Annotated in this window: 27 protein-coding genes and 1 tRNA gene; 23 read left to right on the top strand and 5 right to left on the bottom strand. The window is 51.5% G+C overall.

Annotation, left to right across the window (positions count from 1 at the left end):
- Positions 1-48 precede the first annotated feature (48 nt).
- Genes rapZ through whiA form a run of 3 tightly spaced genes read left to right on the top strand, consistent with a single transcriptional unit; the run spans position 49 to position 2,896 of the window.
- On the top strand, positions 49-927 hold the full coding sequence (gene rapZ / locus ACYVUT_RS03155; RefSeq protein ID WP_439775322.1) for an RNase adapter RapZ: 879 nt from the start codon (positions 49-51) through the stop codon (positions 925-927).
- A 9-nt stretch (positions 928-936) separates the two neighbouring features.
- Positions 937-1,956 carry a gluconeogenesis factor YvcK family protein gene (locus ACYVUT_RS03160; protein WP_439775317.1) on the top strand — a complete coding sequence of 340 codons (1,020 nt, stop codon included), beginning with the start codon at positions 937-939 and terminating at the stop codon, positions 1,954-1,956.
- Between the two features lie 7 nt (positions 1,957-1,963).
- Entirely contained in the window at positions 1,964-2,896 is a 933-nt protein-coding gene (gene whiA, locus ACYVUT_RS03165; RefSeq protein WP_439775318.1) for a DNA-binding protein WhiA, read from the top strand.
- Positions 2,897-2,964: 68 nt separating this feature from the next.
- Here the strand turns inward: whiA and ACYVUT_RS03170 are convergent, their stop codons facing one another.
- On the bottom strand, positions 2,965-3,549 hold the full coding sequence (locus ACYVUT_RS03170; RefSeq protein WP_008461710.1) for an ATP-dependent Clp protease proteolytic subunit: 585 nt from the start codon (positions 3,547-3,549) through the stop codon (positions 2,965-2,967).
- Positions 3,550-3,734: 185 nt separating this feature from the next.
- Between ACYVUT_RS03170 and ACYVUT_RS03175 the strand changes: the two genes are divergently transcribed.
- The 4 genes from ACYVUT_RS03175 to ACYVUT_RS03190 all read left to right on the top strand — a co-directional run bounded on the left by ACYVUT_RS03175 (position 3,735) and on the right by ACYVUT_RS03190 (position 8,249).
- Positions 3,735-5,231 carry an SH3-like domain-containing protein gene (locus ACYVUT_RS03175; RefSeq protein ID WP_484499926.1) on the top strand — a complete coding sequence of 499 codons (1,497 nt, stop codon included), beginning with the start codon at positions 3,735-3,737 and terminating at the stop codon, positions 5,229-5,231.
- A gap of 365 nt (positions 5,232-5,596) precedes the next feature.
- Positions 5,597-6,577, top strand: a complete 981-nt coding sequence (trpX, locus tag ACYVUT_RS03180) for a tryptophan ABC transporter substrate-binding protein (protein WP_484501468.1) — start codon at positions 5,597-5,599, stop codon at positions 6,575-6,577.
- Between the two features lie 18 nt (positions 6,578-6,595).
- A complete protein-coding gene (locus tag ACYVUT_RS03185) occupies positions 6,596-7,492 on the top strand; it encodes an ABC transporter permease (protein ID WP_439775930.1) in 897 nt (298 codons plus the stop codon).
- On the top strand, positions 7,485-8,249 hold the full coding sequence (locus tag ACYVUT_RS03190; RefSeq protein ID WP_484499928.1) for an ABC transporter ATP-binding protein: 765 nt from the start codon (positions 7,485-7,487) through the stop codon (positions 8,247-8,249). The genes ACYVUT_RS03185 and ACYVUT_RS03190 overlap by 8 nt, the downstream gene beginning before the upstream one ends.
- Before the next feature lie 81 nt (positions 8,250-8,330).
- Here ACYVUT_RS03190 and ACYVUT_RS03195 read toward each other — a convergent pair.
- Positions 8,331-8,402: transfer RNA gene (locus ACYVUT_RS03195), tRNA-Arg, on the bottom strand.
- A 296-nt stretch (positions 8,403-8,698) separates the two neighbouring features.
- Here ACYVUT_RS03195 and ACYVUT_RS03200 point away from each other — a divergent pair.
- The 5 genes from ACYVUT_RS03200 (at position 8,699) to ACYVUT_RS03220 (ending at position 13,923) form a co-directional block, all read left to right on the top strand.
- Positions 8,699-9,742, top strand: a complete 1,044-nt coding sequence (locus ACYVUT_RS03200; RefSeq protein WP_439775932.1) for a sugar-binding domain-containing protein — start codon at positions 8,699-8,701, stop codon at positions 9,740-9,742.
- Positions 9,743-9,779: 37 nt separating this feature from the next.
- Positions 9,780-10,796, top strand: coding sequence for a type I glyceraldehyde-3-phosphate dehydrogenase (gene gap / locus ACYVUT_RS03205; protein WP_201330120.1), 1,017 nt, complete (start codon positions 9,780-9,782; stop codon positions 10,794-10,796).
- A 96-nt stretch (positions 10,797-10,892) separates the two neighbouring features.
- Complete coding sequence (locus tag ACYVUT_RS03210; protein WP_439775359.1) at positions 10,893-12,104, top strand: phosphoglycerate kinase; 1,212 nt, start codon at positions 10,893-10,895, stop codon at positions 12,102-12,104.
- Between the two features lie 18 nt (positions 12,105-12,122).
- Positions 12,123-12,881: a triose-phosphate isomerase gene (gene tpiA / locus ACYVUT_RS03215; RefSeq protein ID WP_439775358.1), complete on the top strand. Its 759-nt coding sequence runs from the start codon at positions 12,123-12,125 to the stop codon at positions 12,879-12,881.
- Between the two features lie 475 nt (positions 12,882-13,356).
- Complete coding sequence (locus ACYVUT_RS03220; RefSeq protein WP_484499929.1) at positions 13,357-13,923, top strand: GNAT family N-acetyltransferase; 567 nt, start codon at positions 13,357-13,359, stop codon at positions 13,921-13,923.
- Here ACYVUT_RS03220 and ACYVUT_RS03225 read toward each other — a convergent pair.
- Together ACYVUT_RS03225 and ACYVUT_RS03230 are read right to left on the bottom strand one after the other, a co-directional pair.
- Positions 13,880-14,449 (bottom strand): LURP-one-related family protein, encoded by a 570-nt coding sequence (locus ACYVUT_RS03225; protein WP_484499930.1) that lies wholly within the window; start codon positions 14,447-14,449, stop codon positions 13,880-13,882. The genes ACYVUT_RS03220 and ACYVUT_RS03225 overlap by 44 nt on opposite strands.
- Entirely contained in the window at positions 14,446-15,330 is an 885-nt protein-coding gene (locus ACYVUT_RS03230) for a Cof-type HAD-IIB family hydrolase (RefSeq protein WP_439775355.1), read from the bottom strand. Before ACYVUT_RS03230 ends, ACYVUT_RS03225 begins: the two co-directional genes overlap by 4 nt.
- Before the next feature lie 161 nt (positions 15,331-15,491).
- Between ACYVUT_RS03230 and ACYVUT_RS03235 the strand changes: the two genes are divergently transcribed.
- Genes ACYVUT_RS03235 through tsaE form a run of 3 tightly spaced genes read left to right on the top strand, consistent with a single transcriptional unit; the run spans position 15,492 to position 17,677 of the window.
- Complete coding sequence (locus ACYVUT_RS03235; protein WP_484501469.1) at positions 15,492-16,175, top strand: uracil-DNA glycosylase; 684 nt, start codon at positions 15,492-15,494, stop codon at positions 16,173-16,175.
- Positions 16,176-16,194: 19 nt separating this feature from the next.
- On the top strand, positions 16,195-17,184 hold the full coding sequence (gene pta / locus ACYVUT_RS03240) for a phosphate acetyltransferase (RefSeq protein ID WP_439775353.1): 990 nt from the start codon (positions 16,195-16,197) through the stop codon (positions 17,182-17,184).
- Between the two features lie 7 nt (positions 17,185-17,191).
- A complete protein-coding gene (gene tsaE / locus ACYVUT_RS03245) occupies positions 17,192-17,677 on the top strand; it encodes a tRNA (adenosine(37)-N6)-threonylcarbamoyltransferase complex ATPase subunit type 1 TsaE (RefSeq protein ID WP_484499931.1) in 486 nt (161 codons plus the stop codon).
- Between the two features lie 65 nt (positions 17,678-17,742).
- Here the strand turns inward: tsaE and ACYVUT_RS03250 are convergent, their stop codons facing one another.
- Positions 17,743-18,276, bottom strand: coding sequence for a 3'-5' exonuclease (locus ACYVUT_RS03250; RefSeq protein ID WP_439775360.1), 534 nt, complete (start codon positions 18,274-18,276; stop codon positions 17,743-17,745).
- A 124-nt stretch (positions 18,277-18,400) separates the two neighbouring features.
- Here ACYVUT_RS03250 and murB point away from each other — a divergent pair, with 124 nt between their 5' ends.
- From murB to glmM, 8 genes are read left to right on the top strand one after another with little or no spacing between them, the layout of a single operon-like run.
- A complete protein-coding gene (gene murB / locus ACYVUT_RS03255; protein WP_484501470.1) occupies positions 18,401-19,294 on the top strand; it encodes a UDP-N-acetylmuramate dehydrogenase in 894 nt (297 codons plus the stop codon).
- Between the two features lie 46 nt (positions 19,295-19,340).
- The gene (locus tag ACYVUT_RS03260; RefSeq protein ID WP_484499933.1) at positions 19,341-20,429 is read left to right on the top strand and encodes an ABC transporter ATP-binding protein; all 1,089 of its coding nucleotides are present in this window, start codon (positions 19,341-19,343) and stop codon (positions 20,427-20,429) included.
- 2 nt (positions 20,430-20,431) lie between these two features.
- Positions 20,432-21,244, top strand: coding sequence for an ABC transporter permease (locus tag ACYVUT_RS03265; RefSeq protein WP_439775349.1), 813 nt, complete (start codon positions 20,432-20,434; stop codon positions 21,242-21,244).
- Entirely contained in the window at positions 21,241-22,044 is an 804-nt protein-coding gene (locus ACYVUT_RS03270) for an ABC transporter permease (protein ID WP_439775348.1), read from the top strand. The genes ACYVUT_RS03265 and ACYVUT_RS03270 overlap by 4 nt, the downstream gene beginning before the upstream one ends.
- Positions 22,041-23,123: an ABC transporter substrate-binding protein gene (locus ACYVUT_RS03275; protein ID WP_484499934.1), complete on the top strand. Its 1,083-nt coding sequence runs from the start codon at positions 22,041-22,043 to the stop codon at positions 23,121-23,123. The genes ACYVUT_RS03270 and ACYVUT_RS03275 overlap by 4 nt, the downstream gene beginning before the upstream one ends.
- A 31-nt stretch (positions 23,124-23,154) precedes the next feature.
- On the top strand, positions 23,155-23,994 hold the full coding sequence (gene cdaA, locus ACYVUT_RS03280) for a diadenylate cyclase CdaA (protein ID WP_270447548.1): 840 nt from the start codon (positions 23,155-23,157) through the stop codon (positions 23,992-23,994).
- Complete coding sequence (locus ACYVUT_RS03285) at positions 23,994-24,944, top strand: CdaR family protein (protein WP_439775346.1); 951 nt, start codon at positions 23,994-23,996, stop codon at positions 24,942-24,944. The genes cdaA and ACYVUT_RS03285 overlap by 1 nt, the downstream gene beginning before the upstream one ends.
- 25 nt (positions 24,945-24,969) lie before the next feature.
- A complete protein-coding gene (glmM, locus tag ACYVUT_RS03290) occupies positions 24,970-26,322 on the top strand; it encodes a phosphoglucosamine mutase (RefSeq protein WP_484499935.1) in 1,353 nt (450 codons plus the stop codon).
- Positions 26,323-26,438: the final 116 nt, after the last annotated feature.

Here is a 26,438-nt window from a genome sequence, read left to right on the forward strand (position 1 = left end):
ACGCCCGGTATGATAGAATTTAACGTTTTAAGGGAGCAATACGGAATCATGCATGAAAAATACAAGAAACAGCTGTTGATTTTGACGGGGATGAGCGGGGCCGGCAAGACTGTCGCCGCCCACTCACTGGAGGACGTCGGCTACTTCGTGGTCGACAACCTGCCCCCGGAATTGCTGGGCAATTTCTGGGACCTGATGAACACCTCGGAAGATTTTGAAAAAGTTGCCGTGGTGATCGACCTCAGAGTCAAGTCCTTCTACAAGGACCTGATCGACGAAATCAACTCCCTGGAAGACAGCGGCCAGACCCAGGCCACGATCGTCTTTTTGGAAGCTTCTGATGACACCCTGGTGGCCCGCTACAAGGAAACTCGCCGCCTGCCGCCATTGGCGGAAAACGGCCGCCTTTTGGACGGGATCCGGGATGAGCGCCGCCTTTTGACCCCGGTGAGAAACCGGTCCAACTACATTTTGGACACTTCCAAGATGACGCCAAAGGAGCTGAAGCAGAAGCTGCAGAGCAAGTTTGGGGCCCTCCACAAGCCAAAATTCGGGATTGAGGTCATGTCCTTCGGCTTCAAGTACGGGATGCCGATCGACGCCGACATCGTCATGGATGTTCGCTTTTTGCCCAACCCCTTCTACATTCCGGAACTGCGTCCCTTCACGGGGCTGGACAAGCGGGTCTTCAACTATGTCATGGACAAGGACGAAACCAAGGTCTTCTATGGCAAGCTGCTGGACCTCTTGTTGACGGCAATTCCAGGCTACATCAACGAAGGCAAGGAAAAACTGACGATTGCCATCGGCTGCACGGGCGGTCAGCACCGCAGCGTCTCGATTGCCCAGCAGCTGGCGCGCGACTTGTCTGAAAAATATCCGGTTGACATTACCCACCGGGAAATCAGCCGTTATCTCAGAAAGTAGGAATTCAGCATGTCTTTAGGCGAAAACAAGATCATCCGCATCATCAAGCGCCGCCGGCCCCGGGTGGTCGTTATTGGCGGGGGGACCGGCCTGCCGGTTATTTTGCAGGCTTTGAAAAAGCAGGACGCGGAGATCACGGCAATCGTGACCGTCTCTGACGACGGCGGCTCATCCGGGATCATCCGCAACTATATCAACGTCGTGCCCCCGGGCGATATCCGCAATGTTTTGGTTTCTTTGAGCGACCTGTCGGAAGAAAAAAAGCAGATCTTCCAATACCGCTTTGACTCAAAGGACTCCTTTTTCTCCGGCCATGCGATTGGCAACTTAATTATCGCGGCCTTAAGTGAGATGCAAGGGAATATTTTTGACGCTGTCCAGACCTTATCGGCCATGATGGAAGTCGACGGCCACATTTATCCTTCTGCTAACGAGCCTTTGACCTTGAACGCGGAATTCATGGATGGCAGCCAAAGCAGCGGGGAAGTGGAAATTACCAGCCAGCACAAGCAGATCAAGCGGGTCTGGGTAACGGCCGATGACGGTGAACCGGCGGCTCCCAGTCCGGTGATTGAGGCCATCATGCAGGCTGACGCCATCGTTTTGGGGCCGGGGTCACTGTTTACCTCAATTCTGCCCAACCTGATGATCCCTAATGTCGGGCAAGCAGTCCGGGAGACCAAGGCAGAAGTAGTTTACGTCTGCAACATCATGACCCAGGCCGGGGAAACTGTCGGCTTAAGCGATGCTGACCATGTCCGGGTCATCAACCAGCACCTGGGCGGCAACTATATCGACACGGCCCTGGTCAACGGGGCCCAGATTGACATGAGCAAGTTCCACCCGGAAGACTATGATGAATACTTAAAGCCGGTCGCCAACGATTTTGCCGGCTTGAAGGCGCAGAACTGCCGGGTGATCACGGATGACTTTATCGACCAAAGAAGTGGCCTGGTCTTCCATGACGGCGACAAAGTGGCCAGGGAAATCATCGACCTGGCCCTGCAGGAAATGTTTAAGAGAAAGTAGGAAGTTAATGGCGAGTTATGCCAGTGAGGTAAAAAAAGAGCTGACTTCAATCGAGGTCCATCCCGAGCACGCCAAGGCAGAGCTGGCGGCCTTTCTGCGGATGAACGCGGTTTTGAGCCGGCATGACGGGCAGATGAGCCTGGACATCGTGACGGAAAACCCGGCCATTGCCCGGCGGATTTTTTCCCTGATCAAGACGGCCTACGGTTTTGAGCCGCAGCTGATCGTGACCAGGAAGATGAAGCTGAAGAAGAACCACCAGTACCTGGTCAGAGTGGCCCAGATGGTCAGCGAGATCATGGCGGATCTGGAGATCTATTCCCCGGAAAAAGGCTTTATCACTGGGGTGCCGGACAAGATCAAGCATTCAGAGCAGCGATCGATGTCCTACTTGCGGGGGGCCTTTTTGGCCAGCGGCAGCGTCAACAATCCGGAAACCAGCCGCTACCACTTGGAAATCTACTGCACCTATGCCAACCACTGCCAGGACTTGCAGGAGATCATGAACAAGTACTTCGACCTCAACGCCAAGGTGACGGCCCGCAGAAGCGGCAGCATCGTCTACTTGAAAGAAGCGGAAAAAATCGGCGACTTCCTTCACGTGGTCGGAGCGGTCAATGCCATGCTGGCCTTTGAGGATTTGCGGATCATGCGGGACATGCGCAATTCCGTCAACCGCCTGGTCAACTGTGACACGGCCAACCTCCGCAAGACGGCCAGCGCGGCGGCCAAGCAGGTGGAAGACATTGAACTGATCGAAGAAAAGCAGGGCCTGGAGTCTTTGCCGGAAAAGCTGGCCAGCCTGGCCCGCTTCCGCCTGCAGCACCCGGAACTCTCCCTTAAGGAATTGGCTGAGCAGGTTCCCGATGGCCCGATTTCCAAGTCCGGGGTCAACCACCGCTTGAAGAAACTGCATGAGATCGCGGAAAACCTCCGCTAATAGAAGACAAAAGAAAAATCCAGACGGCTATAGCAGTCGTCTGGATTTTCTTTCCGCTAAAAAGCGGATTACTTGTTTTGGTTGACCATGATGTCGTCGATCAAGCCGTAGTCCTTGGCTTCCTGGGCGGTCATGTAGTGGTCGCGTTCAGTATCGCGCTTGATGGTTTCGATGTCCTGGCCGGAGTCCTTAGCCAGAAGTTCGTTGATCATCTTTCTGGTCTTCAGGATTTCTTCAGCGGCAATCTGGATTTCCGTGGCTTGCCCTTGCGCCCCGCCCAAAGGCTGGTGGATGAGGACAGTAGCGTGCGGCAGGGCAAAACGCTTGCCCTTTTCGCCTTCGGCCAAAATGATTGAGGCCATGGAAGCTGCCATACCGGTGGCAATGGTGGAAACTGGGGACTTGATGAAGTTCATGGTGTCCACGATGGCCATGCCGGAAGTGATTACGCCGCCTGGTGAGTTGATGTACATGTAAATGTCTTTAGTGTTGTCTTGCGCGTCAAGGAAAAGCAGCTGGGCGATGATGGAGTTGGCCATTTGGTCGTTGACTTCACCGCTCAACATGATGATCCGGTCCTTCAGCAAGCGGGAGTAAATGTCATAAGCGCGTTCGCCGCGGGCCGTTTGTTCAATAACTGTAGGTACTAACATAATTTTCCTCCTAGTGAATTTGATTAGCACTCATTTGGATACAGTGCTAATTAAAACACTCCTGGCCCGGTCTGTCAAACTTGGAGCACTCTTTTTCGAAAAATAAACCGGTGCTATAATGTCCTTGTGTGGAAAGGCTTTTTTAGCCGGGAAAAATCTGATTTATGTAGAAAGTGGAAAAAGAAATGAATAAGAAACTGCTTTGCTCTCTGTTGCTGGCGGCAGCCTTTGCCGGCCAGGCCAAAACGGCCCAGGCGGCTACGGTCAGCAAGATGCCGGGGACGAAAAACATGGGGATCTATGCCAAAGTGACAAGCAAGGGGGCCAGCAAGAAGCTGACGACCACCAAGTACTTCAAATACAGCAAGATCCAGTCAACGGCCAGCAAGAAGACCAAGAAGGGGACTTATGCCTACATCTATGCCAACGGCCGTCCATTAGGCTGGGTTAGTGAAAAATGGTTCGTCAGAAACAAGATTTCGGCGGCCAAGCAGGTCTGTCTAGTTAAAGACGACAACCGCTTCAACTACAAGGATGCCATCAGCTATGTCACTGACGCTCACGGGACCATGGTGGACCCGGCAAATGGCGCGGTTAAGGCCAGTCTGTCCGGAGACAAGCTGACTTTTACCTATGGCAAGGCCAAGACGGTTGTTCAAGTAGTGAAGACGGCCAACCCGAACCGGGAGCTTAAGCTGGCCGTCACTGCCAAGAAGGGGCCTAAGGAAGTAGCCAGCACGAGAAGCCACTCCGGCAGCTCCAAGAACTGGAATGCCGCTCACCGCTACGGCGTAGAGACCAGCAGCAACCGCTGGAGTAGCGGCGGCTTGACTTTGGCTACCCAGCTTTGGGAGCCGCGCAACTTGAGCCTGGAGACCAATGACTGGCAGCAGGTCGGCCCCGTTATGGAAGGGTTGGCCGTAAACGGCGGCTGGGCTTACAGCAGCTGGTACCGGTCTGCCGTGGCCAGTGACCAGCTTAAAGGCAACATCGTAGCCTTTAACATGAAGAAGCTGAACAAGTACCAGGCCCAGTACCTGTCACCGCGCAGCTACCTTTACAAGAAGCTGAGTTTTAGCAAGTTCAAGACTTACTCCCAAAATGTCAAGGTGAGTCCGTACCTGCGCCTGGGCCACGGCCAGTCCCTGGGGGCAAGCGCAAAGTACATCTATGTTCTGGCCAACGAAAACAAGCTGCCGGGCGGGGCAAGCAATGGCTTTTACTCTGAAGAAATCCTGCAGCTGAAGAAGAGCGACTTGACTCTCAATAAGGTCTGGACCATCCGGGTTGACGTCGGCACTTCCGGCCGCTACTTCCACAACGCGGCTTTTGTGGGCGACAATACCATGTACGGGGTCTTCCACAATGCAGCTTACGGCCGCTATGAATTCTGGCGCTTGAACCTGGTCAACGACCGCTGGCAGGTCAGCCAGGTAACGGCCAGCCAGAGCCACTTTGTCAAGCAGCAGGCTGGCAATTCTCCAGTCCAAGGCTTCAGCGTGGGCGGCGGCAACATGTACCTGGCCTTCAACAACTTGATCTTCAAGCTGAAGACTGACGGGACTTACCAGAAGACCTGGAAGCATGTCTCCAACCGGGAAATCGAGGGCCTGGCCAGCGATGGCGGCCAGCTTTATGTCCAACTGGCCCAAAGAGGGGAAATTCTTTCCGGCCACTGGTAAAAAGAAATAAAAAATCCCCTTGACAGGGGAAAGGCTTTCCAGTAAGATTAGTTAAAAATAAATTAAATGTTAACCGAGAGGTAAAAAAGATGAACTTTCAAGCAATGGTAAAAGAAAGCTGGCAATTCAAGTAGAGATTGTTTCGCGGGGCGATTCAATCTGTTTTGGCTTGAATTGCTGTCTGAATTGCTGAAAGTTGATCAGGGTCCGGATAGTAAATAATCTATCCGGATTTTTCTTTTACAGGCAGAAAAGGAGGATCCAGGCGGATCCTCCTTTTTCTTTTGTTTTCGGTATCATTTGTTCTTTTATTTTTTCTGGATTTACAGTACTTTAGTTTTTGATTTAATTTGCGAGGTAATGGAATGAAAAAGGTGCTCGCGGCCTTTGCCGCAATCTATCTCTTTTTGGCAGCTGCCCTTTTTATCAACATCAAGCCGGCAGCGCAGAAGAGCAAGGAAGTCAGAGTAGGGGTCTTGACCCTGATGCGCCACCCGGCCCTGGACGAAATTTACCGGGGCTACAAGGCGGGCCTGGCCAAGTCGGGCTACAAGGTCAAGATCGACTACCAAAACGCCAACAATGACCAGAGCAATCTGAAGACCATGGCGGAAAAATTAGTCAACAGCCAGGACCAGGTCCTCTTCGGGATTACGACCCCGTCATCTCAAGCCCTGGCCAACGCGACCAAAAAGAAGCCAATCGTCCTGGGGGCAGTGACTGACCCTAAGGGGGCGGGCCTGGTGAAAAACAACAAGCGTCCCGGCGGCAACATCACCGGGGTCAGCGACCGGGCGCCGATCAAGCAGCAGCTCAAGCTGATCCAGCGCTTTTTGCCCAAGCTGCAGACCCTGGGGATCATCTACACCTCAAGCGACAGTTCAGCCGTGTCTGGCTACAAGCAGATCGTCAGCTACTGCAAGCAGATGGGGATCAGCTACAAGGCTTACTCCATTTCCAACAGCAATGACTTAAACCAGGTCTCCCAGCAGATGCTGACCCAGGTTGACGCGGTGATCGTGCCAACTGACAACACGATTGCCGGGGCCATGCAGACCCTGGTTAAAAACGCCAACGCGGCTAAAAAGCCGGTCTTCCCGGCTGCTGGCACCATGGTTAAAGACGGGGGCCTGGCCACCTACAGCGTGGACCAGTACCAGCTGGGCCTGATCGGGGCCAAGATGACTGTCCAGATCTTAAAGGGCAAAAAGCCCGGCGACATGGCCATCCGCTATGTTGAACACGGCACCCCATACCTTAACCTTAAGGAAGCCAAGAAGCTGGGCATCAAGGTTCCGGCCAGCTTCTTAAAAGAAGCCAAGTCCAAGGGGACCATCTACAAGTAGTTTACAAGGAGGATTTTTATGAATTTGATCGTATCGGCAATCGGCCAGGGCTTCTTATGGGGGCTTCTGGGCCTGGGCCTCTTTCTCAGTTTCAGAATCATGAACACCACGGATATGACCGTGGAAGGGACTTTCCCTTTAGGCGCTGCCGTTTCAGTCAGCTTGATCGTGCAGGGGACCAACCCCTTTTTGGCCACTCTGGCCGCTTTTGGGGCCGGGGCTTTAGCTGGCCTGGTCACTGCCCTCTTGATCACCAAGGGCAAGATTCCCAGCCTTTTAGCCGGAATTTTGACCATGACCGGGATTTACTCCATTGACTTGATGGTCATGGGCAAGTCCAATGTTTCCCTTTTGGGCAAAAAGACCATCTACTCCCTGCCGTTTTTACAAAAACTGCCCCAGTACTTTGACAGTGTTGCTGCCGGCACCATCTTGATGGTTCTGGTAACTTGCGCTTTGATCTGGTTCTTGTCAACTGACTTTGGCCAGGCCTTCATCGCTACGGGTGACAACCCGCAGATGGCCAAGTCCCAGGGGATCAGCCCCCAGCAGATGACGGTGGCAGGCCTCATGATCTCCAATGGCCTGGTTGGCCTGTGCGGGGCAGTTGTCGCCCAAAGCAATGGCTATGCTGACGTGAACATGGGGATGGGGACGATCGTTATCGCCCTGGCCTCTATTATTATCAGTGAGGTTGTTTTCAGAAACCTGGGCCTGGCCAGCCGCCTTTTCGCGGTGACCCTGGGCAGCATTATCTACCGCCTGCTTTTATTGGCGGTCCTGCAGGTAGGTCTGTCTTCAAACAACTTGAACTTGATTTCTTCACTGGTTTTGGCCGCCTGCATGATGCTGCCGCAAGTTGAAGAAAAACTCCGCCTCAAGCAGACTTTTATGAAAGGACTTAAGCATGACTAGTCAAAATTTACTAGAACTGACCGATTTGGAAGTGGTCGTCGGCCGCGGCACGAGTGAGGAAAACAAGATCCTGGGCAAGCTCAGCCTCAAGATCAAGCCAGGCGACTTTATCTGCCTTCTCGGCGGCAACGGGGCCGGCAAGAGCACCCTGCTCAACGTTTTGGCCGGGGCCATCCAGCCGACAAGCGGGCAGATCCTGCACGCCGGCAAAGACATCAGCAAGGAAAGCGAGGTCAAGCGCAGCAGCTATATCGCCCGGGTCTTCCAGGATCCCAAGATGGGGACGGCGCCTCGGATGACTGTAGCCGAGAATTTGCTTTTAGCGTCAAAAAGAGGGCAGAAGCGGGGACTGAAATTGCGCCGGCTGAAAGAAAACATTCCGGCCTTCAAAAAGGCCCTGGAGAAGGTCAACCCTGACCTGGCCGGCAAGCTGAACCTGCCGGTTGACCAGCTCTCAGGCGGCCAGCGGCAGGCCTTGAGCTTCGTTATGGCGACTTACAACAAGCCAGAGCTCTTGCTGTTAGACGAGCACACCGCGGCACTAGACCCCAGATCCAGCCGCAAGCTGATGGAGGCAACCGATGAGCAGATCCGGGCTCAAAAGATCACCGCGGTGATGATTACCCACCATATGGAAGATGCCTTGAAGTATGGCAACCGCCTCTTGGTTTTAGATCATGGCCAGATTACCCATGACTACCAGGGCCAGGCCAAGCAGGACCTGACTTTGCAGGATCTAGCCGCTCTTTTTGATTGATAAAGAGAAAGCAAAACAGACAGAAAAAGATAAAAAAGACAAAAAGAAAACCGCTGCTGAAAAGCAGCGGTTTTAATATGATGGACCCCCTGGGAGTCGAACCCAGATTTCAAGAACCGGAATCTTGCGTGCGATCCATTACACTAAGGGTCCCAATCACAGTTATTAATTATAGCAGAGATTCAGAGAATGGGAAGGGGGAAAAGCAAAAAAATTGTAAAAACTTGTAAAGTATCTGCGAAAAAGGTCAAGAAAGTTATAAAACAGGCTTTTTGCCCGGGCAGGGTCAGAAAAAAACTTGCATACGGAGCGAATTCTGTTATACTAAGAGTGTCGAGAGAGAAATGGAGATTGAAGCGAAGTCTTGTTTCTCTTATATTTTTAAGCAATGTGGGACAGGAAACGACAACAACATGGTCGGAAAACGTCCCACTAGAAGGATGGTTACTTTGAACACGGATTTATCCCTGCTCGAACTGCTTGTTCCCGATGCTTTAAAGATCTTTCGACAAAGATATCTCATCCTTGAACAGGTCAGCCTGCATGCTCCGATCGGCCGCCGGACGGTGGCCAAGCAGCTGGGGCTGAGCGAACGGAACATCCGGACTGAAACTGATTACCTGCGTGACCAGGGTCTGATCGAAATCAAGAATTTCGGGATGTTCTTGACTGAAAAAGGAGAGAGTGTTGTAAAAGATGCAGCACCGATTGTTGATCGACTTTTTAATGCCAGCCAAGCAGAAGTATGGTTGGCTCAGGCTTTAGGAATTGATCGGACAATTATCGTGGCTGGCGACGCGGACCTGCAAAGCCGGGTTTATGACCTGGCGGGCGAAGAGCTTAATTCAGCCTTGAATTTGCTCTTGCCTCTGGCAGACTGCATTGTCACCGTCATGGGCGGCAAGACAATCGCCAAAGTGGCTAAGAAGCTGAACCGCAGCTTGAGTGAGAACCGGAGCTTGATCTTCGTCCCTGGCAGAGGGGCGCTGGGCGGCCGGGTCAACACGGAAAGCAACGCGGTTGTTCAGGAAATGGCCCGGGCGACTGGCGGCAGCTACGAATCCCTCTTTTTACCGGAACATGTTTCCAAGGACGCTTACCGTTCTTTGGTCCGGGATCCGGAAATCAGCGGGGTGCTGCAGGATATCTCCCAAAGCGATGTCGTGATTCATGGCATTGGCCTGGCCAGTGAAATGGCCAGGAGGCGGGGCTACGATTCTGTTGCCCTGGCCCGTCTGCGGGAGAACAAGGCCGTCACCGAATGTTTTGGATGTTTCTTCGATGAAGAAGGCCACGTTGTCGAACGCATCAGACAGGTTGGATTGCAGTTCGAGAACCTAACGAACGTCCCGCATATTCTGGCAATTGCCCTTGGCACGAGAAAGGCCAAGGCTATCAAGGCCTATATGCGCAACGCTCCTCATCAAACCTGGCTTATCACTGATGAGGCAGCCGCAAATCAGATTTTAAACGGGTCTTCCCGCTTAAAATAAAATGTTGTTTATAGTTCTTAAGGAGGACTTTTCGAATATGACAGTTAAGATTGGTATTAACGGTTTTGGCCGTATTGGTCGTTTGGCATTCCGTCGTATCATGGACTTGGGTGAAGAAACCAAGGACATCGAAGTTGTTGCTATCAACGACTTGACTACTCCAGCTATGTTGGCTCACCTGTTGAAGTACGACTCAACTCACGGCACTTTCGACCACGAAGTTTCAGCTACTGAAGACTCACTGGTTGTAGACGGCAAGAAGTACCGCGTATACGCTGAACCACAAGCTCAAAACATTCCTTGGGTTAAGAACGACGGCGTTGACTTCGTTCTTGAATGTACTGGTTTCTACACTAGCAAGGCTAAGTCACAAGCCCACCTTGACGCTGGTGCAAAGCGTGTCTTGATCTCAGCTCCAGCCGGCAACGACTTGAAGACTATCGTTTACTCAGTAAACCAAGACACTTTGACTGCTGACGACACTATCGTTTCAGCTGGTTCATGCACTACCAACTCACTTGCTCCAATGGCTAACGCTTTGAACAAGGAATTCGGTATCGAAGTTGGTACTATGACTACTATCCACGCTTACACTGCAACTCAAAAGGTTTTGGATGGTCCTGACAGAGGCAACAACTTCCGCAACGCTCGTGCCGCTGCTGAAAACATCATTCCTCACTCAACTGGTGCAGCTAAGGCCATCGGTCTGGTATTGCCAGAATTGAACGGCAAGCTTGACGGCCACGCACAACGTGTTCCAGTTAAGGACGGTTCAGAAACTGAACTTGTTACTATCTTGGACAAGAAGGTAACTGCTGAAGAAGTTAACGCAGCTATGAAGAAGTACGAAAGCCCATCATTTGCTTACAACGCAGACCAAATCGTTTCTACTGACGTATTGGGCATGACTGCTGGTTCAATCTTCGACCCAACTCAAACCCAAGTTATCACTGCAGGCGACAAGCAACTTGTTAAGACTGTTGCTTGGTACGACAACGAATACTCATTCACTTGCCAAATGGTTCGTACTTTGTTGCACTTTGCTACTCTTTAATTTAAAGTTCTCTAAATTGAATTAGTAGTGTGAAAGAAGGCGGAGGGAAATATCTTCCTTCCGTCTTTTTTCGATGAATATAGGAGATTTTTTTCAATGGCTAAATTGATTGTTTCTGACGTAGACGTTAAGGACAAGAAGGTTTTGGTTCGCGTTGACTTCAACGTGCCGATCAAGGACGGCGTTATTGGCGACGACAACCGTATCGTAGCTGCTTTGCCAACCATCAAGTACATCATCGAAAACGGCGGCAAGGCTATCTTGCTTTCCCACCTTGGCCGGATCAAGAGCGATGAAGACAAGAAGAGCTTGAGCCTGGCTCCAGTTGCCAAGCGTTTGAGCGAATTGCTTGAAAAGCCTGTAACTTTCGTACCTTCAAACGAAGGCAAGGAAGTTGAAGACGCTATCAACAACATGAAGGACGGCGACGTAGTTGTTTTGGAAAACACTCGTTTCCAAGACATCGACAACGACTTCGGCAAGCGCGAATCAAAGAACGACCCTAAGCTGGGCGAATACTGGGCATCATTGGGTGACGTATTTGTAAACGACGCCTTCGGTACTGCTCACAGAAGCCACGCTTCAAACGTTGGTATCGCTACTGCCATGAAGGCTGCCGGCAAGCCTGCAGCTGCTGGTTTCCTGCTTGAAAAGGAAATCAAGTTCCTGGGCAACGCTGTTGCTAACCCAGTTCACCCATTCGTAACTATCCTTGGTGGTGCTAAGGTTTCTGACAAGATCGGCGTTATCACCAACTTGATTCCAAAGGCTGACCACATCATCATCGGTGGTGGTATGGCTTACACCTTCTTGAAGGCTCAAGGCCACAAGATCGGCAAGTCCCTGGTTGAAGACGACAAGGTTGAATTTGCCAAGGAATTGTTGGAAAAGGCTGGCGACAAGCTGGTTCTGCCAATCGACAACGTAGCTGCAACTGAATTCAACAACGATGCAGCTTCAGAAGTTGTTGGCCAAGACATCCCAGACAACGAAATGGGCTTGGACATCGGTCCTAAGACTGTTGAACTCTTCAAGAAGACTCTTGAAGGTGCCAAGACTGTTGTTTGGAACGGGCCAATGGGCGTCTTCGAAATGCCAAACTTCGCCAAGGGTACTTTGGAAGTTGGCCGTGCTTTGGCTGACTTGCCAGACGCTACTACTATTGTCGGCGGTGGTGACTCAACTGCTGCTGCCAAGCAATTGGGGATCGCTCCTAAGTTGACTCACATCTCAACTGGTGGTGGCGCATCTCTTGAATACCTTGAAGGTAAGGAATTGCCAGGTATCGCTTGCGTTTCAGACAAGTAGTTTAGGAGGATTTTTCAAATGTCACGTACCCCAATTATTGCTGGTAACTGGAAGCTGAACATGAACCCAAAGGAAACTGTTGAGTTCGTAAACGCTGTTAAGGACCAATTGCCAGACCCATCAAAGGTTGAATCATTGATCTGTGCACCAGCTGTTGACCTTGACGCTTTGCTGAAGGCTGCCGAAGGCTCAAACCTGCACGTCGGTGCAGAAAACTGCTACTGGGAAAACTCCGGTGCCTTCACTGGTGAAAACTCTCCAGCAGTTTTGAAGGAAATGGGCGTGCAATACGTCATCATCGGCCACTCAGAACGCCGTGGCTACTTCCACGAAACTGACGAAGACATCAACAAGAAGGCTAAGGCTATCTTTGCCAACGGCATGACTCCAATTCTTTGCTGCGGTGAATCACTGGAAACCCGTGAAGCCGGCAAGGAAAACGAATGGGTTGTCAGCCAAATCAAGGCTGGCTTGGAAGGCTTGACTAGTGAACAAGTTTCCAAGCTGGTGATCGCTTACGAACCAATCTGGGCGATCGGCACTGGCAAGACTGCTTCAAGCGACCAAGCAGAAGAAATGTGCAAGACTATCCGTGAAACTGTTAAGGACTTGTACAATGAAGAAACTGCTGAAAACGTCCGCATCCAATACGGCGGTTCAGTAAAGCCAGCCAACGTTAAGGAATTGATGGCTAAGCCAGACATCGACGGTGGCTTGGTTGGTGGTGCTTCACTTAAGCCAGACTCATACCTGGCTTTGGTAAACTACCAAGACTAATTTTTGACTGTCATATCAAAAACGCTCCCTCGGGAGCGTTTTTCTTTTTGCCTTTTTTACTTCTCTATCTTCTTTCTCTTTTGTTCCTTTTGCTTTTTAAAGTTTTTTTCTAAAAAATCTCAGCCTATTTGTTGACACCGCTTACAAAGGTGGTATTATATAAGTGTAAACAAAAGGAAAGAGTTAATATTCAAGGAGGATACTCCACCAGAAAGTTTAGCTTAAATTCGCAGAGCATAACTAAATTAGGCTCGGGAAAGGACTGAGACCACCATAAAATGCAGTCGACAATTGAAGATAGAAGAAGTTCCTAACGGTTAAGTACGTGAGTAGATTAACTGTTAGGAACTTTTTGTTTGCCCAAAAAAGCGGTAGATTATCATTTTTCTTCTGACTATAGTAACATGAATTGTAAGATCAAAAGTTATATAGAAAATACAAAGAAAACAAGAATTCAGAAGAAAAGGAGAAAAATATGATCCGCAAGGCAAGGAAAAGCGACTTTGAAGCAATTTACCCGATTTTGAACCAGATCTTTGACGAGATGGACATGGACACCATCAACCGCCTGCCGGAGAGCCAGTTCTACGACTTGATGCGGCTGGGCTTTATCTCAGAAAACTACCGCTATTCCTACAACCGGATCTGGGTCGAGACTGACGAAAATGACCGGGTCAGAGGGATGATCTGCATGTACCCGGACAAGGCCCAGGGCATTATCGATGTGGTTCTTAGAAAAGAAATGGCCAAGGTCGGCCTGCCGATGACCACTGATATCTTCACCGACAAGGAAGCCCAAAAGGGCGAATGGTACATCGATGCCTTGGCGGTTTCGCCTAAGGACTGGGGGAAGGGGATTGCCAGCCGCTTGCTGGAACTGGCTCCGAAACTGGCCAAGAAGCATGGCTACAAGAAGATCAGCTTGAATGTGGATCTAGAAAACCCTCGCGCACAGCAGTTATACTTGCGCAAGGGTTTCGCAACGACTAATTCAATGACTATTGGCGACCGCGTTTACGACCACATGGTAAAAACAGTCTGAAGAAGCTGGCCGTGCTGGTCGCCCGCCGGTTGATATTCGGGAACAAGTCCGGCAAATCGAGCGGGGTAACGTGCCACTGGGTAAAGAGAACTGCAATCAAAAGGATGAAGGGAGTATCTTCCTCCCGGCTGATCTGGCAAGTCAAGGTAATCCCCTTGTCGGCAACGACCGTGTCAACGGAAGCAACCTTCTTGAAGCCGCCGCGGAAGGAGTAGCTGCCTTGCTTGACGCTGCCATTGACCCAGTAGTTGAGCCGGGTAATGTAGAACAGGTTGGTCTGGCGGCTGTTGACCTTCTTGACGTGGACCAGGGAGTGATGAATCACGTCCAGGGTGTAAGAGGCAATTAGGCCTGTGCCATCGCTAAAAAGGCGGCCGATTTCTTCACCGCTGGTGTCCAGCAGGTAAAGGGTGTGGTTTGGATTGTCCAGGCGGCCGCGGATTGATCCAAAAGGCTTGCCTTCCTCGTCAGTGATTGGAATCTGGCCCGTGCGGCCTTCTTGGGTCAGGTAGAGAGTGTAAATCATTGGTCCTGCTCTTTTTGGTTGTCAGCAATGATCTTGTCGATAGCCCAAGCTACCCCGTCTTCATTGTTGCTCTTGGTGACGAAGCTGGCAATCGTCTTGATCTGCGGAACGGCATTGCCCATGGCCACCCCGGTACCGGCAGCCTGGATCATGCTTTCATCGTTCATGTTGTCGCCGATGGCCGCGATTTCCTCGCGCTGGATGCCCTTGGCCGCCGCGTAGTCCAGCAGGGACTGGCCCTTTTGTGCATTAGCAGCGTTGATTTCGATGTTGTCGGCCGCGCTGGAAGTAATTGAGAGCTTGTCGATTTGTTCAATTTCCTTGATGACGTCAGTGAAAGCGTACTGGCCCCGGGAATCGAAGACCAGGATCTTCATGACTTCAGTGCCTGGTTCATCCATCAAGTCTTCATAGCTTGGCACCTGCTGGATGCTGACGATGGCTGGCTTGCTGGCTGAAACCAAAACGGCCTGCTTGAAGGTCAGCATAGGGTTCAGTTCCACCATCAAGTGGGCCACGTTGGTGATCCGCTGGCTCAAGTCTTCTGAGTAGACGTGGTTGCTGGTGACCAGTTCGAAGTAGAAGCCTTCTTTTTTAAGCAGGCGGCAGATCTTCTTGGCGGTTTCCAGCTTCAGGGGATTCTTGACGATCAGGTTGCCAGCCGTGTCGAAGACCAAGCCCCCGTTTAAGTTGATAAAGCCGCAGTTAATTCCGTATTCTTTAAGCATGGGCTGGGATTCATGGGGTGCCCGGCCGCTGGCGACCATGAATTCAATTCCGTTTTCTTGAGCCCGTTTGATGGCTTGCACATTGGCGTCAGAAATTTCCATTGAAGAGTTCAGCAGGGTCCCGTCCAAGTCACAGGCGATCAGTTTAATCATGTTATTACCTCCTTGTTGTTATCGATTTCATAATAACATAAAGGAGGAAGTTTGATTATAGGAATACATTTCTTTATTTGAAAAAAGTTGTCGTGAATAATTTCACTAGTTCCTTTAAATCAAGGGGCAATCATGGTAAGATTGACTAAGGTGAATTACAGATGAAACATTTTATTGGAAATGATTGGGACCAGGTCCTTGCCCCGGTTTTTGAAAGTGATGAATATCACACGCTGCATGATTTTTTGAAAGAAGAATACCAGACCAAGCAGATCTATCCGGACATGTACCATATCTTTACGGCCTTCAAACTGACCCCTTTTAAAGATACCAAGGTTGTCATTTTAGGCCAGGACCCCTACCACAATCCCGGCCAGGCCAATGGCATGAGCTTTTCCGTCATGCCGGGCACGCCCCTGCCGCCGTCCTTGCGCAACATTTATAAAGAACTCTATGACGACGTTGGGGCTCAGCCGGTGAACCACGGCTATCTCAAGCGCTGGGCTGACCAGGGCGTCCTCTTGCTCAATGCCGTTTTGACCGTGCCATATGGCCAGGCTAACGGCCACCAGGGCAAGGGCTGGGAGGCGGTGACAGATGCTGCTATTAAGGCCTTGAGTGAGCGGGGGCAGGTCGTCTTTATCCTGTGGGGCCGTTTTGCCCAAAACAAGATTCCCTTGATCGACCAGGAAAAGAACGTCATTATCAAGTCAGCCCACCCGAGTCCTTTTTCGGCTAACCGCGGCTTCTTCGGCTCCCGGCCCTTTTCAAGATGCAACGCGGCCTTAGAGGAGTTCGGCCTGGCTCCGGTTGACTGGCAATTGCCGCCAAACCCGGAAGCATGATTTTTTGAGGAGATTATTGATGGAAGTTTTTGAACAATTAAAGCAATTGATTAAGCAAAAAGACAAGCAGCGGATCGTTTTCCCGGAAGGGGAGGACCCGCGGATCCTGACGGCGGTCAGCCGCTTGAAGCAAGATGACTTGGTTGAACCGATCGTCTTGGGGCAAAAGGACCAGGTCCTGGCCCTGGCGGAAAAAGAAGGCCTGGACATGACCGGGATCGAAATCGTGGACTACCAAAACAGCCCGGACTTTGACCAGATGGTGGAAAAGTTCCACGACCGGATGGCCGGGGGCAAGCACTTCCAGACTATGGAAGAAGCTGAAGCTGCCTTGCGTGACGCCAACTTCTACGGGACCATGCTGGTTTACACCGGCCAGGCCGACGGGATGGTGTCCGGGGCGGCCCACTCAACGGCGGATACGGTCCGGCCAGCCCTCTTCATTTTGAAGACCAAGCCGGGGATGCACCGGATTTCCGGCTCCTTCATCATGGAAAGAGGAGAAGAAAAGTATGTCTTTGCTGACTGCGCGATTTCCATCGACCCGACCAGCGACCAGCTGGTTGAATTCGCGGCTCAGTCAGCTGCTACGGCCAAGATGATCGGGATCGACCCGAAGGTGGCCTTCCTCAGCTTTTCAACCCACGGTTCAGCCAAGGGCCCGCAGGTGGACAAGGTGGCGGAAGCTGCCAAAATGTTCAAGGAAAAGTACCCGGACATCCCGGCTGACGGCGACTTGCAGTTTGACGCGGCCTTCGTGCCGGCAGTTGCCGAACTTAAGGCACCTGGCTCAGCCGTAGGCGGTCAGGCCAATGTCTTCATTTTCCCGGAACTGCAGTCAGGCAACATCGCCTACAAGATTACCCAGCGCCTTGGCAACTTTACGGCAATCGGCCCGGTTTTGCAGGGGATTGCCAAGCCGGTCAACGACCTCTCTCGGGGCTGCAGCGCCGATGATGTTTACAAGATCGGGATTTTGACGGCGGCTCAAGCCGTAATGGAAGGTTAAAAAGCAGATGACAGAATTAGCAATCAATTCCGCTGCTGACATGCAGGCTTTTGGCGCTGCCCTGGCCCAAAGTGCCCAGCCCCACGACCTTTTGCTCTTAAAAGGGGACCTGGGGGCCGGCAAGACCACGATGACCCAAGGCTTTGGCCGGGCTCTGGGGATTAAGCGGCCAGTCAAAAGTCCGACCTTTACCCTGGTTCGGGAATACCGGGAAGGGAAGCTGCCCCTTTTTCACATGGACTTTTACCGGCTGGAAGGCGATGACCTGGCTTCAATCGACTTAAATGACTACCTGGCTGAAGAAGGCGTGGTCATCATCGAATGGCCCCAGGTGATCCAGGCTGACCTGCCCAGCGACTTTTTGGAGCTGGTTTTGACCCGGGTTGACGACTCCTGGGATTCAACCAAGCGCTTGGTTGAGCTCGTCCCGCACGGGCAAAGAGCGGCTGCCTGGGCAGAAAACGCCTGCCGTCTTTACCAGGAAAAGCAGTAAAGAAAAAACAAAAAGTAAATACAAAAGCAAAAATGGACCAGCTTGCTGCTGATCCATTTTTTTGCCTAGACTTGGTAGACAAATTTCTTCAAAAGCTCGCTGCCCCGCTTTTCCTCTTCTTTTAAGAGGATGCCGGCGCAGGCTTCGCTGTCGCTTAAGGCATTATGGTGGTGCCAAAGCTCAACGCCTAAAAGGTCAGAGACAGTGTTGAGCTGGTAGTTTTCCAGGCCTGGCTCCAGCTCCCGGCTGACCTTGAGGCTGTCTAACACCAGGTAGTGGGGCTCGGCAATCCCGTAGCGGGCCAGGGACTGCTTCATCACATTGCAGTCAAAGCGGGCATTGTGGGCCGCCACCAGCATCCCCGGCTGGAAAAGAGGCTGGATCTTGGGCCAGACCTCGGCCATGGTCGGCGCCCCCGCCACGTCTTCCGCGGTAATATCGTGCACCTTGACCTGCTGGGCGTCAAAGGCCATCTGGGGATTGATGACCGTGTAGAAGCGGTCGATAATCTTGCTGCCCCGCACTAGAACCAGGGCTAAAGAGCAGGCGCTGGCCGGGTGTTGGTTGGCAGTTTCAAAGTCCATGGCGACAAAATTCATCATTTGTAAAAGCCTCCGTTTGAACATAAGTCAAATTAAGCCAAGCAAACTTGGTCCAAGCTAGTATAACACAGCGTGAATGCGGTAAAATATCAAAAGGAAGATTTAGAGGAGGCAATTTTAATTGAAGCTGTATGACTTAAAAGCGCAAGGACTTGATTTGCAAGAAAACATTCCTTTGAGCCGCTATACTTTTACCCAAACTGGGGGACCGGCTGAATACCTGGCTTTCCCAAAGAATTTGGCAGAGCTGCAAGGGGCCCTGGCCGCGGCCAAGGAAGACCAGTTGCCGGTTACGGTAATTGGCAACGCGTCTAACTTGATCATCCGCGACAAGGGGATCAGGGGCCTGGTTTTGATCTTGACGGAAATGAAAGAGATCAAGGTCGAAGCTAATAAGGTCCACGCCCAAGCCGGGGCCAGAATCATCGATACCTCTTTCGCGGCTGGGGAAGCCGGCCTGTCTGGCCTGGAATTTGCCGCGGGGATTCCCGGTTCAGTCGGCGGAGCCGTCTTCATGAACGCTGGGGCTTATGGCGGTGAAACCAAGGACTGCCTGGAAAGCGCCACGGTTGTGACCAGAGACGGTGAGGTCAAGACCTACACGAACTCCGAGTTGCATTTTTCTTACCGGCACTCCCTTTTGCAGGAAAATGATGAAATCGTCATTGAGGCAACTTTTGCCTTAAAGGCAGGTGACAAGCTTGCAATCTTGGACCAGATGAACTACTTGAACGCTCTCAGAAGCTACAAGCAGCCTCTGGAATACCCGTCCTGCGGTTCAGTCTTCAAGCGGCCAACTGGTCACTTTGTTGGGCCGATGATCATCAAGGCTGGCCTGCAGGGCAAGCAGATCGGCGGGGCCCAGGTGTCAACCAAGCATGCCGGCTTTATCGTCAACAAGGGCGGAGCCACGGCCACCGACTATCTCAATTTGATTCACTATATTCAAAAGACGATTAAGGAAAAAGACGGAATTGCTTTGCAAACCGAAGTCCGCATCATTGGCGAGGAATAATGGATTAGAATAGAAGATAAAAGAAAAAGAAAAACAGGAACAGCAAATGGAAATTATTAAGTTAGATCACATCACCAAGCAGTATGATGATGGCTTTGTAGCCTTGAAGGACATCAACCTTGAGCTTGAGTCCGGCAAGTTCTACTCTTTGCTGGGGCCATCAGGTTCAGGCAAAACGACGATTTTGCGGATTATTGCCGGCTTTACGGAAGCATCAGCCGGCAAGGTCTATTTTGACGGCCAGGATATTACCAATCTTGACGCTTCAAAGCGGCATATCAATACGGTTTTTCAGAATTATGCTCTTTTTCCGCATTTGAATGTCTATGAAAACGTTGCTTTTGCCTTGAAACTGCGCCGGCGGCCGGAAAGCGAAATCCGGGAAAAGGTCAAAGATGCCTTGCATACTGTCCGCCTGGATGGTTATGCCAACCGGGAAATTTCCGAACTTTCCGGTGGCCAGCAGCAGCGGGTGGCGATCGCCCGGGCGATCATCAATGAACCTAAGGTGCTGCTTTTGGACGAATGCCTGTCAGCCTTGGACAAGCGTCTTAGAAAAGAAATGCAGTTTGAACTCCGGGCTATCCAGAAGAAACTGGGGATCACCTTTATTTTTGTCACTCACGACCAGGAAGAAGCACTGGCTATGAGTGATGAAATTTTCGTCTTAAACGACGGGGAGATCCAGCAGAGCGGGACGCCGGTGGACATTTACGACGAACCAGTCAATGACTTCGTTGCCCGCTTCATCGGGGACTCCAACATTTTGTCTGGCCGGATGATCCGGGACTTTGCCGTGGAATTTGCCGGCAAGAATTTTGAATGTGCCGACGCCGGGATCACCCCTGGGGAAAAAGTTGAAGTCGTCCTGCGGCCAGAAGATCTGGACATTACGGAGCCAGCCGCTGGCAAACTGCTGGTGACAGTGCAGAGCCAGCTTTTCTTGGGCGACCACTTTGAAATCAAGGCTATTGGCCAGGACGGCTTTGAATGGCTGATCCATTCCACCAACGGTGTCCAGATCGGCCAGGAAGTCGGCATCTTCTTTGATCCGGAAGACATCCACGTCATGCGGCTGGGCGAAACCGAAGAAGAATTCGATGCCCGCCTGGAAACTTATGAAGGTGAGGACTAGCGATGAAAAAGAACCGGCTTTTGTTTCTTTTGCCTTACCTGCTTTGGATCGGCCTCTTTGTGATTGCCCCGCTGGTCCTCATCTTGGGCTATTCACTGACTGATGCTCATAGCCATTTGACCCTGCAGAATTTCAGTGCCTTTTTCTCTAATGGCACTTTTTTGCGGATGATGGCTAATTCCTTTTGGTATGCCCTCTTGATCACCTTTATCTGTCTGCTGGTCTCTTATCCGACAGCCCTGGTTTTGACCAGGCTGAAAAACCAGCAGTTCTGGCTGATGCTGATCATTTTGCCGACCTGGATCAACCTTTTGCTCAAGGCTTATGCCTTTATCGGGATTTTTTCCCGAAGCGGGATGGTCAACCAGTTTCTCGGACTCTTTGGCATTGGCCCGGTAGGAATCATGTTTACCGACTTCGCCTTTATTTTCGTGGCGACCTATATCGAAATTCCCTTCATGGTCATGCCTATCTACAACTCGCTGAAGGAAATTGACCCGGCTCTTTTAAGCGCTAGCTCAGACCTGGGGGCCAATTTCTGGCAGACCTTCCGCTATGTGATCTGGCCCTTATCCTGGCCGGGCGTTGAATCTGGCATCCAGGCCATCTTCATCCCGTCTCTGTCCCTCTTCATGCTGACTCGCTTGATCGGGGGCAACCGGGTGATCACCCTGGGTACGGCAGTTGAGGAGTATTTCCTGACGACGATGAACTGGAATATGGGGGCGACTATCGGGGTAATCTTGATTGCCTTGATGTCAATTGTGATGCTGCTGACTTCGCGCAAGCAGCACAAGAAGGAAATTGAATTATGAAAAAGACCATTTGGGGCAGGGTGTACTTTGGCCTGGTGCTGCTGATCCTCTACCTGCCGATTTTCTACCTGATCTACTTTTCTTTCTCCAGCGGTTCCAGCATGGACCATTTCCGCCATTTTACCTGGGAGCACTACCAGACCTTGTTTGCTGACAAACGGCTTTTGGCCATCTTGCTGGAGACGATCATGCTGGCTCTTTTGTCCAGCCTGGCGGCAACTATTTTGGGGACTTTTGGGGCCATTGCTATCCAGCGCAGCAAGGAGGCTTCCCGCAAGGTCCTCCTGTCTTTGAACAATATCTTGATCGTCTCACCCGACGTTATTATCGGGGCCAGCTTCTTGATCCTCTTTACCGCCTTGGGCTTCAGCTTGGGCTTTGCCTCCGTCTTGCTCAGCCACATCGCTTTTTCCGTACCGATCGTGGTTTTGATGGTTCTGCCCAAGTTAAAGGAAATGGACAATTCCCTGGTTGACGCGGCCCGGGACCTGGGGGCAAACAACTATCAAGTCTTCAGCCAGGTCCTCCTGCCAGCCCTTACGCCGGGGATTTTGTCGGGCTTCTTCATGGCCTTGACCTACTCCTTGGATGACTTTGCGGTTACTTTCTTCGTGACCGGGAACGGCTTTACCACTTTGTCTGTTGAAATATATTCCCGGGCCCGGCAGGGGATTGACCTGGAAGTAAATGCCTTGAGCACGATCATTTTCTTGTTTGTCCTGCTTTTAGTCGGGGTCTACTATTTCCTGGCCAAGCGGCAAGGCAAGAAGGCTAATAAGCTGGGAGGGCTGCTGCGATGAAAAAAATACTTTCCGCGGCCCTGGCCATCCTCTTGGTCAGCTTCGGCCTTTTCCTGGGGGCGCAGAAATTGGACAGTTCCAGCGGCGGCTCCGCGTCAAGCAAGAAAGACTTGATCATTTACAACTGGGGTGACTATATTGACCCGGACCTAATCACCAAGTTTGAAAAGCAGACCGGCTACCATGTCATCTATGAGACCTTCGATTCCAATGAAGCCATGTACACCAAGATCAAGCAAGGCGGGACGGCTTATGATTTGGCCGTGCCGTCTGACTACATGATCACCAAGTTGCGCCGGGACAATCTTTTAGACAAGATTGATACCAGCCGCTTGAGTAATTTTAAGTACATCGGCAAGGAATTTTTGCACAAGTCCTTTGACGAAAAGAATGAGTACTCAGTCCCTTACTTCTGGGGCACCTTGGGCATCGTCTATAATGACCGCTATGTCAAAGAAGGCGAGATCAAGACTTGGAATGACCTCTGGAAGAAAAAGTACCGGGATCAGATCCTGCTGGTTGACTCAGCCCGCGATATCATGGGCATGGCCCTGGTTTCCATGGGTTATTCCATGAACGACACTAATTCTGCCCACCTTAAGGCAGCTAAGGCCAAGCTGGACAAAATTGGCAAGAACGTCAAGGCAATCGTGGCTGATGAACTGAAGATGTACATGGTGCAAAATGAAGCCTGGATCGGGGTCACTTACTCCGGGGAAGCCGCCACGATGATGGACCAAGATTCACATATTCACTATGTTGTGCCGGCCCAGGGCTCCAACTTGTGGTTTGACAACATCGTCATCCCTAAGACTTGCAAGAATAAGGAAGCAGCTTACAAGTTCATCAACTTCATGCTGGATCCGAAAAACGCGGCGCAAAATGCTGAATACATCGGCTACTCGACCCCGAATACCGCGGCTCAGAAGCTATTGCCAAAATCCGTCCGGGAAGATGCACAGTTCTACCCGCCAATGTCGACAATCAAGAATTTGGAAGTTTATCGGGATCTGCCAAGCAGCAAGGTGCAGGAATACAATGACCTCTTCCTGGAGTTCAAGATGTATGCCCGCAATTAGTTGACAGAAGAATGTAGAAAGGGAGAATTTTATGCAGTTTGATTTTGCAAGTCTGTGGACCTGGCATACCTTGTCGGTGGTTCTGGACGTCTTGATCACCTGGTATTTTATTTACCACTTGACCCTTTTGATCAAGGGGACCAAGGCAGTCCAGCTGGCCAACGGGATCATTTTGATCATGGTAGCCAGGGTCTTGGCCGGTTGGGCCCAGCTGACGACCGTTACTTTTATTTTGGACCAGATCGTTTCCTGGTCAGTCATCGGGATCATCGTCATCTTCCAGCCGGAAATCCGCCGGGGTCTGGAGCGCCTGGGCCGGGTCTCCCTGTTCTCTGATTCGGAAAACAGCGAGCGCGAGCAGCAGGAGAAGCTGGTCAAGGAGCTGGACAAGGCGATCCAGTACATGTCCAAGCGCCGGATCGGGGCTTTGATTACCCTGGAGCAAAAGACCGGCCTGGAAGAATATGTGGAAACAGGGATCAAGCTTGATGCCCTGGTTACCGGGGAATTGCTGATCAACATCTTCATCCCCAACACGCCTTTGCACGACGGGGCGGTCATCATCAAAAATAACCGGGTTCAAGTAGCTTCAGCCTACCTGCCCCTGTCTGACAATGCCATGATTCCCAAGAGTCTGGGGACCAGACACCGGGCAGCTGTCGGGATTTCTGAAGTAACCGATGCCATCACTGTGGTCGTTTCTGAAGAAACGGGTGGGGTGACCATCACCAGAAACGGCCAGTTCATGGTCGACCTCAGCCAGCAGGAATACCTCAAGTACCTGCGGGCCGAACTGGTCACTGAAGAAAAGAAGAAGCAGCCATGGCCAATCCGCCTGGCCCGGGGCATCTGGAACTGGGGGGATAAATAATGCACAAACTGATTGAGCAAAAATGGTTTTACAAGCTTTTTTCCCTGCTTTTGGCCATCGTCTTGGTTGCCTTCGTTGACAATACCCAGGTCAACACCAGCAACCAGACCAAGGTCCAGGAAACGGCCAGCACTGAGCAGAGTCTGAAGATGGCCCTGCAGGTGTCAGTGGACGCTGACAAATACTATGTCACCGGTTATCCTTCTAAGATCAAGGTGACCTTGGAAGGGCCCAATGCCCTGGTTACTTCTGCTGTCAACACCCAGAATTTCCGGGTCTACATTGACCTAAGCAAGCTGGGCGTCGGCAGCCACCAGGTCCCGGTCAAGGTTAGCGGCCTGCCCAGCCAGGTTTCCTACAAATTGTCGCAGAAAAGCGTGAAGGTCAACATTCAAAAGAGAAAGTCCCGCACTTTGCCGGTCCAAATAGGTTATAATAAGAATGCTGTTGCTCAAGGCTATGACATCGGTACGCCGACAGTCAGCCCGGAGACGGTTGAAGTCACCGGGGCCCAGAGCGAAGTGAAAGCGATCGACCACGTGCAGGCCCAGCTGGTCGTGCCGAACGGCAGCACCGAAACGGTCCGGCGGAATGTTCTCTTGGCGGCATATGACGCCAAGGGCCACCAGCTCAACGTGGTGATCAGTCCGGCAACGGCCCGGGTAACCCTGCCTTTGTCGGTTTCTAAGAAGACGGTTAAGCTGAAGCTGAATGCCAGTCATGGCTCAAGCAAGAAAGTTTACTCCTTGACTGCCAAAGAGGAAAAAGTTACCCTCTATGGGCAAAAGGAAGCCCTAAAGAAGATCAGTTCCCTGACTTTGGACGTTGATCTGACTAATATCAAGTCTTCGGTCACCAAGTCCTTCCGCCTGCCAGTTCCAAGCGGGGTTGCCTGGGTTTCGCCAGGCAGCGTGGACGTCCAGATCGAAGTCAGCGATTCGAACAACTAGAAATTAAAGAAAGGTTCTTTGCAACATGCTTAAATATTTTGGTACTGACGGTGTTCGCGGTGAAGCCAACAAGGTTTTGACCCCGGAAATGGCCTTTAAATTGGGCCGGATGGGTGGCTACGTGCTGACCAAGGAAAAGGAAGACGGCGGTCAGGCCCGGGTTCTGGTTTCAAGAGATACCCGGATTTCCGGTGAAATGCTGGAATACGCTTTGATTTCCGGTCTTCTGTCAGTCGGCATCGAAGTTCTGGAATGCGGAGTCATGACCACTCCAGGCCTGTCCTATCTGGTCCGGGCTCAAGGGGCTGATGCCGGCGTGCAGATTTCCGCTTCTCACAACCCAGTTGAAGACAACGGGATCAAGTTCTTTGGCAGCGATGGTTTGAAATTGTCTGATGCCAAGGAAGAAGAAATCGAAGAACTGATCGATGCCAAGCAGGACATGCTCCCGCGGCCATCAGCAGAAGGCCTGGGCACGGTAACCGACTTCCGCGATGGCAGCAATAAGTACATCCAGTTCTTGGAAAACACCATTCCTGAAGACTTGAGCGGGATCAAGGTCGTGATCGACGGGGCCAACGGGGCAGCCAGTGCCTTCATCTCCCGTTTGTTTGCTGACCTGGATGTTGACTTTACCACTATTTCAACCCACCCGAACGGGTTGAACATCAACGACCACTGCGGGGCAACACACACTGACCGCCTGCAAGAAGAAGTAGTCAAGCAGGGTGCTCAACTGGGCCTGGCCTTTGACGGGGATGCTGACCGCTGCATCGCGGTTGACGAAAACGGCAACGAAGTCGACGGCGACCACATCATGTACGTGATTGGCTCCTACTTGGCTGACCACGGCCGCTTGAAGAAGGATACGATCGTCACGACCGTCATGAGCAACCTGGGCTTCACCAAGGCCTTAGAGCGCCGGGGGATCAAGAATGTCCGCACCCAAGTCGGCGACCGCTACGTTTCTGAAGAAATGCGGGCCAACGGCTACAGCCTGGGCGGGGAACAATCCGGCCACGTGATCATCAGCGACTACCACAACACTGGTGACGGGATGCTGACTGGGATCCACTTGATGCTGGTGATGAAGAAGACTGGCAAGTCCCTGACTGAACTTTTGGCCGACTTCAAGGAATACCCGCAAGTTTTGGTCAATGTTCCAGTTAAGGACAAGAACAGCTGGAAGGACCACCAGGCAGTTGTCGATGCTATTGAATCAGTCGAAAAGGACATGGCTGGCGACGGCCGGGTTCTGGTTCGCCCTTCAGGTACCCAGGAACTGCTCCGGGTCATGGCTGAAGGCCCAACCCAGGAAATCACCCAGGAATACGTTGACCGGATCGTCAAGGTAGTTACGGCTGAAATGGGCGAATAAAAAGAAGCAAGTTAAGAAGCTGTAAAGCTGAGAGCAAGGAAAGTTCAAATCGAGCTTTCCTTTTCTTTTGGATGGATTTTTTCTTTTTTTACGGGAAAAATTCTGCAATAATTAAG

The organism is Lactobacillus sp. WILCCON 0059 (assembly GCF_057197985.1).